7 protein-coding genes and 1 pseudogene are annotated in these 10,766 nt (G+C 60.6%); 5 read left to right on the top strand and 3 right to left on the bottom strand.

All coding sequences use genetic code 11. From position 1 onward, the window contains the following. Positions 1–3 precede the first annotated feature (3 nt). The 3 genes from B0T39_RS19965 to B0T39_RS19975 form a co-directional block, all read right to left on the bottom strand. Positions 4–2,724 (bottom strand): fimbria/pilus outer membrane usher protein, encoded by a 2,721-nt coding sequence (locus B0T39_RS19965; protein WP_081549705.1) that lies wholly within the window; start codon positions 2,722–2,724, stop codon positions 4–6. A gap of 91 nt (positions 2,725–2,815) precedes the next feature. Further along, positions 2,816–3,556 carry a fimbria/pilus periplasmic chaperone gene (locus B0T39_RS19970; RefSeq protein WP_081549707.1) on the bottom strand — a complete coding sequence of 247 codons (741 nt, stop codon included), beginning with the start codon at positions 3,554–3,556 and terminating at the stop codon, positions 2,816–2,818. A 40-nt stretch (positions 3,557–3,596) separates the two neighbouring features. Next, positions 3,597–4,184 (bottom strand): fimbrial protein, encoded by a 588-nt coding sequence (locus B0T39_RS19975; RefSeq protein WP_081549709.1) that lies wholly within the window; start codon positions 4,182–4,184, stop codon positions 3,597–3,599. Between the two features lie 405 nt (positions 4,185–4,589). Here B0T39_RS19975 and B0T39_RS26295 point away from each other — a divergent pair. The 5 genes and pseudogenes from B0T39_RS26295 to B0T39_RS20000 all read left to right on the top strand — a co-directional run. Next, positions 4,590–5,168: pseudogene (locus tag B0T39_RS26295) on the top strand (IS5 family transposase); the annotation flags it as partial. A 657-nt stretch (positions 5,169–5,825) separates the two neighbouring features. Then, entirely contained in the window at positions 5,826–6,551 is a 726-nt protein-coding gene (locus B0T39_RS19985; protein ID WP_141111321.1) for a DUF1120 domain-containing protein, read from the top strand. A 135-nt stretch (positions 6,552–6,686) separates the two neighbouring features. Beyond that, the gene (locus tag B0T39_RS19990; RefSeq protein WP_217806296.1) at positions 6,687–7,415 is read left to right on the top strand and encodes a fimbria/pilus chaperone family protein; all 729 of its coding nucleotides are present in this window, start codon (positions 6,687–6,689) and stop codon (positions 7,413–7,415) included. Between the two features lie 16 nt (positions 7,416–7,431). Further along, complete coding sequence (locus B0T39_RS19995) at positions 7,432–8,124, top strand: DUF1120 domain-containing protein (protein ID WP_081549715.1); 693 nt, start codon at positions 7,432–7,434, stop codon at positions 8,122–8,124. 112 nt (positions 8,125–8,236) lie between these two features. Next, positions 8,237–10,621: a fimbria/pilus outer membrane usher protein gene (locus B0T39_RS20000; protein WP_176219613.1), complete on the top strand. Its 2,385-nt coding sequence runs from the start codon at positions 8,237–8,239 to the stop codon at positions 10,619–10,621. Positions 10,622–10,766 lie beyond the last annotated feature (145 nt).

Genomic DNA, 10,766 nt, shown 5'->3' on the forward strand with positions numbered 1-10,766 from the left:
TCGTTATGGCGAAGGCTGGGGTGTGGGCGCCGCCGCCTGCGCCTGCGGCAGGCAGGGGGCGACGAGCATGTCGTAGCGTTGTTGGCGACCGGCGCGTTTTTCCGGCAATTGATAGTCGATGCGGCATTGCTGCTCCGGCGTGCCGCCCCATTCGACGATGAGCCAGCCGTTGGGCTCCAAGCCTTTGGCGAAGAGACGGCCGCCTTGTCCGACCACGCCGACGTTGTCGCCCCGGGCGTTGCGCGCGGCGGCGCCGAAGGGCAGCGGCTTGTCGTCCGGCATCCGGCTGTCGATCAGGGTGGCGCGCGCCACTTCGGTGGCGTAGGACAGCATCACCACGGAACCCGCGCGCGGGGCCAGTCCTTTGCCGGCGGACTGCTTCAGTTCCACGTCCAGCGGCATGCCCTTGGGATTTACTTCTATGGTGTTGAGGTGGTAAGGCGTCAGGCTGGGCACCACGGCGTAGCCGCGGGCGTCCACCCGGGCCCGGGTGGCTCCGACCAAGGCGCCTTCCGCGTCCGGCACTCGCACCACGGCCAGGGTTTCCCCCAATGTCTGCGCCAGGGTCACGCCGCCGGGGTGCGCCACCAGGGCGCCGGCGGCGCTGGCGGAATACTGGTTGTAGCCTCGGCCCGCGCTGACGCTGGCGTTCAACTGCGTGTAAGGCAGCTGATACCCCAGGCCGGCGCTGCCGCCTCCGCCGCCGCGTTCGGAATGGCTGGCGGAGACGGAGTAACTGCCGCGGTTGTCGTCGCCCAGGGTGCCGGCCAGGCTGGTGGTGGTCTGCAAGCCGCTGTCGGAGTCATGGGAAAGGAAGCCGCTGAGCGTGGGCAAACGCCGGCTGTCGCCCAGGGGAAGGCTCAAATTGAGTGCATAGGTGGTCCGGCTGCGTTCCTGGGAGGTCGGTCCTTGGGCCAGATTGCGCGAACGTTGGGCGGAGAGGGTGTAGCTGACGGAGCCCACGCTGCCGCCGTAACCCACCGAGAAGTTGACCTCCTTGCTGTCGCTGCCCCAAAACTGTTGCATGGAGCCATTGGCGTACAAGGAGCCGCCGCCCAGTTGCTGGCTGATGTTGACGTCGAAGCGATGACGCTGGCGCACGATCGCGTTCAGCGTCCGCCGCCGCTGGTATTGATCCTCCGCGACGATGCGCTCGATCAAGCTCAGATAACCGGAGGTGGAGTAGCGATAGGCCAGCAGCGAGAAGTTGGTGCCGGTGCTGTTCAGCTTTTTGCTGTACGACAGCCGCAGGCTGTTGCCCTGGATGCGCCGGTCGCCGGACAAGCGGCTTTCGGCTCGGGTCAGGTCAGCGGCGAAAGCGCCGACGCTGGTATTGGCCGCCACGCCAAACAGCCCCGAGGCGTAACCCTGGGAGGCCGTCGCGCCGGCGTAAGCCGTCCACATGCCGTTCAGGCCGCGCTGGTAAATGGCTTGGGCGAACAGCGGGTCGTCTGTCAGGCCGGGCTGCTTGACCTGGCCGGCGATCAGGCTGTAACGCTGGACTCCGCCGCGCAAAAGCTGCGGCGTGGCCGCATAGGGCACCACGCTGGTGTATTCCTGGCCGTCGGCCTCGGTGACTTTGACCAGCAGGTCGCCGCCCTCGCCGCTGGCCTGCAGATCGTTGATGGTGAAGGCGCCGGGCGCCACGGTGGTTTCATAGATCAGATAGCCGCGCTGGCTTACGCTGACTTTGGCGTTGGTCCGTGCCGTGCCGTGGATCGCCGGCGCGTAATGGCGCTGGGTGTCCGGCATCATGCGCTCGTCGCTGCTGAGCTGGACGCCGCGGAAGGACAGGCTGTCGAACAGCTCGCCGCTGCTGGCGGTTTCGCCCAGCACCAGCTGCGAACGCCAAGCCGGCACATCGGTTTGCAGATAGACCGAGCCGCTTTGATAGCGGGCGGCGCGTCCTGTCCCCCAAGACAAGGCACCGTTGTGGCGCAGCCGCCACGCGCCCAGGTTCAGGCCGCCGTTGAGGCCCAGGTAGCCGCTATTGGAGCGCTTGCCCTGGTTTTCGCTGCTGTACAGGTTGACGTTGTAGTTGAGCAGGCCGGCGGAGACGCCGTTTTCCCATTTTTCCGGGCCAACATAGGTGCTGGCGGAGGCGAAATGCACGAAGATGGCCGGCACTTGCAAGGACAGTTTTTGCTCGGCCATGTCGGTATTGACGCTGGCGCCTGGAACGTACTGCCCCAGATCGCCGCAGAACAAGGCGTCTGGCATGGGGTTGAGCTCGTCTGACCCGCTTTGGCCTCGCGCGGCCTTGTCCATATTGATGCCCAGCCGCTCCAGTTGCTCCCTGCGGAAGCAGGGGCGCGCCCCCGTCCCGGATGCCGTTTCGACGAATTCGATGTCTTCCATGCCCTGCCAGCGGCCATTGACGCTGATTTCCAGACGGTAGGTCCCCGGCGGGGTTTTTCCTTCCTGTTCAAAACGGCTGAGGTCCAGCGGCGGCCCGCCCGCCCCGGTAAACAGATAGGCGGAGTCGAACACCAGGCCTCGCGCATTGCCCGAGGCGGGGGTTGCGGGCGGCCGGATAGCGGTCAGCGCGGCGCCGTGGGCTTCGGCGGAGTCGGGCAAATCGGTCGTACCCGTATTGCCGGACGCGCCAACGGCGGGCGCCGCGCCGGCCAGCATGCCGCCAAACACACCCACTGCCCACCAAGCCAGAGGCTTGGTTTTGGGCGCACGCGCCCGGGCTTTGTCGCTTACGCTCAAGCCGATCATGAATTGCCTCGTATTGCGCTGTGCCGCCGCGGCAGGGGCAAGCCCTTGTCGGCGGTTGGGGATGGAAATCTTGGGAACGGGCGCGTCGGACTTATTGCAGCCGTGCCTCCGCGTCTATGGTTCCGCCAAAGTCGCTGACGGCCTGAAATTGCAGCAAGGCCCCGGTCTTGAAGGCCTGAGCTTGCCGCTTGATCAAAAACCGCTCGGAGGAGAAAGGCTTCACCATGTCAACCGCCACCTCGACCGGTTTGGCGCCGTCAGCGGCCAGCTTGGCCTGGAACAGAGAGACGAAGAACGGCGTGGGATTCCGGGCCTCCAGGTAACGCTGGCCGTTTTCCGCCACCACTCGCCATTGCATTTTTTGCGGCGCCAGCGCGGGCTCGCCCGTCAAGGCTTGGGGCCGGAAAAACACTTTCAGCCGAGTGCGGTAAGTAAATTGCAGGTAGTTGTCCCCCGCCGCCTTGGGCGGGACTTCCAGGAAGTTGATCCAGAACACCGATTCGCGGTCTGGCGGCAAAACGTCCCCGCTGTACACCATGCGCACCACTTGCCGCTTGTCGCCGTCCAGGCGGACAATCGGCGGCGACAGGGTGAAGGGCACCTGAATATCGCTGGGCGCGACGGTGGCGTCGCCCAAATCCAGCCAGGACTGCACCAGGATCGGGTCCTTGCCCTTGTTCTCCAGCTGAATGCTCACTTCCCGTTCCTGGGCGGGATAAATAATCCGCGTTCCCCGGATCACGAGCGCCGCTTCCGCGGCGCTCGTCCAGCAAAAAGCCGCCACAGCACACACAGCCGCCATTCCCGCATACTTGCGCGCCATCCATGCCATGGCCGCTCCTCCCTAGCTGACAGTCAGATAAACGCGCCGATTATTGGTAAGCCAGCACATAGTCGATCTGGCTGAATACCGCGCCGCTGCCCGGCACGGTGCCGGTGTTGACGCGCTGGAGCTTGGCCGACAAGGGAATATTGGCGGAGCGTTGCACCACAGGTTGGCCATCTGCCGGCACGCTAGGCGTCAAGGTGGCGATCGGCATGTCCGCGCTATTGGTGGAGCCCAGAGGGATCTTGACCGCGCTGCCGCCAGAGCCTTTGTACAGTTCGATTTCCAGGTTGGACGCCGCGCTCGGTCCGCTCAGCTTCAAGCGGCCGGTTTCTTTGTTCACGTTCTGGTTATTGGGGTTGAAGGCGATCTGCACGCGGGAGGCGTTGCACACATCGGATTGGCCGGAAACGGTCAGGCTGAACGGGACTTCAGCGCTGCCGGCGGTCGGGATTTGATCAGGCGTCAGGTTATTGAAGTCCACCACTTTGTAGCCGTCTTCCTGACCATCGATCAGGCAAGTGCTGGTGGCTACGCTGCCCTTGAATACAATCTCGCCGCGGTTGGCGGCAAACGCCTGGGAAGCCATGCCCACGCCCAAGGCCAGCGAAACAATGATTGCCAGTTTATTCATAAAGCACTCCACACTTAATTAAGTTAAATCACAGCCGTGACCATGTTTCCTGACCACCGCCCGCTTGGCAGGCCGTCGCCTGAAATTGCCACAGTCTGCCGCCAATGACCGACATAGTCGTCAATCGGCAGGCACATTATCAGTAGCTATTCTTAATAATTGAATAAGGCGTTTCTTAAAACCCGGGCTTTGGCCGCAGATTAAGGAATTACTTAATGGAATAAATAATTGCGTGATTAAGCGAGGCCGTCACTGTGGATGCTGTGTAATAGCCCGCACCCTTTCTGAAGCGTGCTGCAGGTGCGCATCCTGAAATAGTACAGCGAGGGAGCGAGCACGGAGCAACGCCGCTATCGGGCCGCGCAGCAGGTTTTTCGAGGTCCCTAGAAGAAGCAGGGTTGTCAGCATCTCCTGATGGATAGCACCGGCATCAAGAGGATGGGCGAAGGAGAGTGGAAGGTGAAAAAGCATGGTGCTGACTACCTCCGTCAATGGCGCAAGCTGCATCTGGGAATGGATGCACAGACGCTGGAAATCCCGGTAATGGAGGTGACCGACAATCGCACCGGCGATGCCACGATGCTACCTGAGCTGCTATCGCAAATTCGGGCGGCACAGGGACTGGTGACGGTGACAACGGATGGGTCGTGCGACACGTCTATGTCACGCAGCAATTGTGGAGCGCGGAGCTGCCATTATCCCCCCGCGACGAAATGGCCAATTTTGGCAAGGGAATTCACAAGGCAAGCAGGCGCGCAATGAGTCGCTACGCTTAGTGAAGTATCTGGGGCGAACGCTCTGGAAAAAGTGGAGTGGCTACCATCGCCGCAACTTGGTTGAAACGAGGATGCACTGCTTCAAATTACTGGCAGACCGGGTCAAGTCGGGGGACTTTGACCGGTAGGTGGCGAGCTTCAAATCTGTGCAACGATTCTGAATCGTTTCACAGCGCTAGGTACGCCGCAAACGGTACGCGCGGGATAAGTCTGTTTGTGGATAGCTCAACCTTTAACTGATTTGTGCAACAAAGCCTGTCAAATCGCTACGCTCCACCACCAATGGCAGAAAAATATGTCAACCCGAGCCTATATTATCGAAGGGCATTTCGATTGCTTGAATAAGTGGCTTATTAAATTAAGATGTTCAATCTTAAAGCGATATATCTCACAATAAATAAAATGGCGATTGTGGTGCATTAATTGTTCTATTTTTTGACTTAGCTGCTGGTGGCAATAGGTATCAGCGTTCTACTCGTTGAGTATGGCCGGTAAAAAGAGGCTGTAGTTTGCCTCTGACGTTGATTCTAGTGATCAATAGAAGTCTCATGGAAATATTATGTCAATTGTTTTTTTGATGTCTAATGTAAGTCATTTGTATTAAATTTCAGTGATTGGAATAACTAGACTGCTTAACTTGCACGGGACAGATTAGGTAATAGCAAGTGGAGAGTGTTATTTGGACAATAAAGTTATCGATTTAAGGAAATCCTTATAGGCGCAGTTGTTGTTAGATACGTATTCTCTGCACTGCTTGCTGCAGTAGTGATGCGGGTTTTGCTGCTGGTGACAGCAAGCTTTTGCAATAACAAAGCATCACCTGAGGTGGGCTGAATATTGCCAATTTTTTATATGGAGGTTTTCTGTGAAAAAGAAAAGCTTGCTTTTAGCATTGGGAATTATGTTTTCTGGGGCGTCGCAATTGGCGGCGGCAAACAGTGCAGACCTTTTAATTAAAGGAAGATTAGTTCCACCGGCGTGCACACCGGCCTTGGATGGCGGTGCGATTATCGATTATGGCGATATCCCGGTGTCCAATCTGAGCAATAGCAAAGCGTACACGCTGGAAGATCGCAATACTAATCTGACGGTAACCTGCCAGGAGGATACCGCGCTGGGCATCCGCATCACCGATGCCCGCACGGAGAGCAAGCCGGTGTTGGGCACTGAAATTCCACAGCCGGTCACGCATTCTCAATCCACGCATGTGGCCACTTCGAACACCCAGACCATGGGCTTGGGAAATGATGCGGCTAAAGGCAAGCTCGGCGTATGGTGGATGACGATTGATAAAACGAGGTTGAAAGCGACCAATGTTGAGTCAAATGAGGTGCAAGGGAAGGAGTTGTTATTCTCAGCTGACAATGGTGCAAGTTGGGGGTATGTAGCAGTATTCCCAATTGAAGCTCATGCTTTTTCGTCCAATGTCACTTTTGCAATTCAAGGAGGTACAACTCTTGCCCCTGCAGTGGCCGCTGTGCATACCTTCCCGTTGGTGGTGGGGGCGGCATTGAATACCAAAGGACGGTTGAGCGTGAAGGACGACACCAAACTGGATGGCAAAGGTACTTTCACTATTTATTACCAGTGATTTGCTTGAGCGAATCAGCGCTGAATAAGTCTTGAGTCAGCGAGCTTGAATACGGGCCGGCGGCATGCTTGCCAGCCCGGTTGATACGGTTTGGCGCGGTGAATAAACGCCGTCCTTGATGGAAAAGAGTTTCATATGATGCATGCGCTGAATGTATTTGCCGTTGCGGTCCGCGGCGGCGCAATGGCCGGCGCCTTAGCGCTGGCCCTGCTGCCCGCGGCGGCCTGGTCCGCCGGCGTGGTGCCGGAAACCTCGCTGGTGGTGGTGGAAGAGGGCGATGGCGAGGGCGTGATCAACGTCAAGAATACCGACGCCCACGCCAGCCTGATGTATGTCCGGCTGGAAAATCTGCCAGAAGACCCGGAGCAGCTACTGCTGGCGACGCCGCCAATTTCCAGGGTGGAGGGTGGGGAGAAACAACTGGTCCGCTTTTTGTTGAAATTGCCGCAGCCGCTGCGGACCGAACGGCTGATGCGGGCGTCTTTCGAGGGGATTCCTGCGGTGTCCGCTGATAAGGGACATCGCATTCAGATGACTTTCAATCAGAACCTGCCCGTGCTGATCCGCCCCAAGGGGCTGCCGCGTGAAAGAGAGCCATGGACCAAGTTGCAATGGAGCCAGGCGGAAGACGGCCGGGTGGAAGTCAAAAACGACAGTCCTTACGTGGTGCGCCTGTCCACACACAAGGTGGAGTTACAGCCTGGCAAGCAAGCGCTGGAGCTGCCCAAGGCCTATATCCTGCCCGGCGAGCGCTTGCAGCTGGCGTCGGCCGGCCAGACGCCCTTGGACGCCACTCACGTCAAGCTGTGGCCGGCGACCAGTTACGGCTATGCGGTGGACTCATTCACTGCGTCCTTAAACTGAACGGTGAAGCCTGGTCATGAACATTAGCCAAGCGATTATCGCGGCGATGCGCGTTTCCATGCTGGCCGTGCTGCCGTGCATACCGGCCCTGGCGGCGAACGCGCCGTTCGCGATGACGGCCGAGGTGGTGCCCCCCAGCTGCACGCCCAGTTTTTCCCATAACGGCGTGGTCGATTACGGCCTCATCCCCTGGTCGGCCTTGAATCCAGGCGCGACGCTGTTGGGCGAGCGGGAGATCAGCTTGCATGTGCAGTGCGATCAGCCGGCGCTTGTGGGTTTGAGCATACGGGACAACCGCGGCGACAGCCGCGCCGGCGTCGCCGTCATGGCCGGGCTCCAGACGACGGGGGCCGCATCGCCGTCGCTGCCGGCGGAGGAAGAACAGACTCTGGGCCTGGGCCGGGACAGCCGCAAGCAAGCGCTGGGCTATTGGTGGCTGAGCCTGATCGAGGCTCATGCGGACGAGCATCCAGCGACGCTGATGCGCAGCGCTGGCCGGCAGGAGGGCTGGTTGCAAGCCAACGCCGAACCGTTGGACTTGCGTTACGGCTATGCACTGGGCTCGCCGCAGCGCCAGACCTTACAACCGGCCCGCTCCCACGCGTTCAAGCTGCGCGTCGGCGCGGCGCTCAGGGGGCGGCAGACACTCAGCGCGCGCGAACCGGTTAACTTGGACGGTCACGCCACCGTCACGGTTTTCTATCCCTGATCTCTCCATCCATCCAAATCTTGGGTCCTGTTAGATGAAGTATTCAATTGAATGGCTGCTCAGGCCCGTCCCGTTATTGTTGTGGCTGGCCGGAACGTTCCCGACGGCGGCATTGGCGAAGAACGAAGCCCGCGACATAAGCGGCGAGGGCGTGCAGTTTGACTTGGGTGTGTTGAAGGCGAGCGGCATCGACCCCGGGGTGGCGGAGTACTTCAGCCTGGGCGCGCGCTTTGTGCCGGGCAGGAATCGGGCGTCCTTATTCGTCAACGGCGCGGATCGCGGCAGCGCCGAGGTGAGCATAGACGAGGGCGGCCGCCTGTGCGTCGACGACGGATTCTGGACGGCGGCCGGCTTGCTGCCCACGGACGGCCAACCGCCGGCAGAGGCCGGCTGCCGGGAGTTGACGGCCTTTTATCCGCAGGCGGTGGTCAAGCTGCGGCCAGAGCTGGCACGGGTGGACATCCTTGTGCCCAGCGGCGCCTTGCGGCGCAAGCAGGAGCAACTGGGCGCTCACGATAGCGGCGGCACTGCCGGCGTGTTCAATTATGAGGTGTTGGCCATGCGCAGCAGCGGAGGCGGGCGGAGCCAGCAGTATCTGCAAGGTTTTACCGAAATCGGCTTCAATTGGCAGGACTGGATGGTGCGCAGCCGGCAAAGCTTCGCGCGCAACGGGGCGAGCAATCGTTTCCAGTATCTCTACAGCTATGCGCAGAAGACCCTAGTGAATAGCAAGGCTATCCTGCAAGTGGGCGAGTTGTCGCTGAACAACCCCTTGTTTGCCGGCGTGAACTTCTCCGGCGCGCAGTGGCTGCCGCAAGGGGCCTTGCTGCCGCGCGGCAATCTGCCGCAGGTCAGGGGCATCGCTCAGAGCGAGGCCCGGGTGGAGGTGAGGCAGGCCGGTGCTTTGGTGTACAGCACGCTGGTGCCCCCCGGCGCTTTCGAACTGAATGATGTGCCCATCCTGTCGGCGGGCTTCGACCTGAATGTCACCGTTACCGAAAGCGATGGCGGCCAGCACGCCTTCACTGTGCCGGCAGCGGCATTTTTTGCCAGCCCGGGCGGCGATATCGAGGGTTTCAATATGGCGGCGGGCAAACTGCGTCAGTTCAGCGGCCAGGATGGCGACACGCCTTGGTTGTTCTCCGGCAGCCGCAGCTGGCGGCTGGGCCGGGAACTGGATCTCAGTTTGGGGGGAATGTGGTCCGAACGCTTTCATTCCATCGGAGGGGCCTTGTCTTATCTGTTAAGCCCTGGAATGGTGGCCGGCATACGTGCCGTGACCTCCCGCGACGGCGAGGCGGGAAGGAGCGGCGCGCAATACAGCGCGTCCTTGAGCGCGAGCTGGAGCGAGCGCCTGTCCGGCGCGCTGAACCTGAGCCGGCAGAGCGTCCATTTCCGCACGTTGTCGGATTATGCGGCTCGTCGGCAAGAAGTGCCGGCCGCGCTGACGCAGTACGGTCTGTCCCTGTCCTACAGCCATGAGTTCTTGGGCGTGTTCAGCCTGAGCGCCACGCGCTCGCATAACGGCGGCGATGCTTCCCCGCGCTTGAATGGAGGCTGGTCACGGCGAGTGTGGGACGCCAATGTTTCCTTGAACGTGGGCCGAGATCTGAGTCAGGGCTCTGGCGCGCATCGTAATCAGTTTTACTTGAACGTCGATCTACCGCTGGAACGCGCCAGCTTGAGCGCTTATCTGCAACGCTATGGTCAAAGCCAGACTATGGGGACCAGCTACCGCGAAATCGTCAGCGATAGCTTGAATTACGGCGTGGCGGTGGATCGCGATGCCGACCAGAACAGCACCGGCTTCAGCGGCAATTTGCACTGGATTCCGCGTTACGCACAGCTGGGCCTTGGCATGAGCCAGCGCGGCGGCACCCAGTCGTACAACGCCAGCCTGCGTGGCGGCGCGCTGCTGCATGAGCGCGGCCTGACCCTCTCGCCTTATCCGCTGCGCGACAGCGTCGGGGTGGTGTCGGTGGGCGGCTTGCCCGGCGTGAAGTTCAGCACGCCCAGCGGCCCCGTGTGGAGCGATAGCGAAGGCCACGCGGTATTGGCCAATCTGAACGCTTACGCCGATACCCGAGTGGAGCTACAGACGCCTAGCCTGCCGCGCAATGCGGACGTGGCGAATGGCTTGAAAGTGGTGCGCGCTGGGCATGGCTCGGTCAGCCGGGTGGACTTCTCGGTGCTCAAGACCCAGCGTTTACTGATCCAGATCGTGACAGAGGACGGCGAGGCCTTGGCATCCGGCCTGAGCGTGGTGGATGAGGCCGGGCGCTTCATCACGATAACCGGGAATGGGGGCGAGGTATTCCTGGATCAGGCGACCGCGCAGAACGGGCTGTATGTGGAGTCTCCGACAAGGCGGCGCTGTCGCTTGGACTATGTCTTGCCGGACGAGGACGCTTCCGCCTTGTACCAAACAGTCAGAGCGAGCTGCGCGCCGGATTCGCCGCTCGAAGCGGATGCGTCGGAACGTTGGCTCGCCGGTTGAGATGCCTTGTAGTGCCTGTGATCTTCCCCCTCCAGCCATACCAGCGATAAGGAGAGAAGTCCTAGGTTTGCATGGTAGTGGTACTGCTTGATAGTTCGGTGGTCCGCTGCTGGCGATAGCGTGCCGCAAACACTGCTGGTGGTAT

The sequence above is a fragment of the Chromobacterium haemolyticum genome (assembly GCF_002081825.1).
In the GTDB taxonomy this organism is placed as follows: Bacteria; Pseudomonadota; Gammaproteobacteria; order Burkholderiales; family Chromobacteriaceae; genus Chromobacterium; species Chromobacterium fluminis.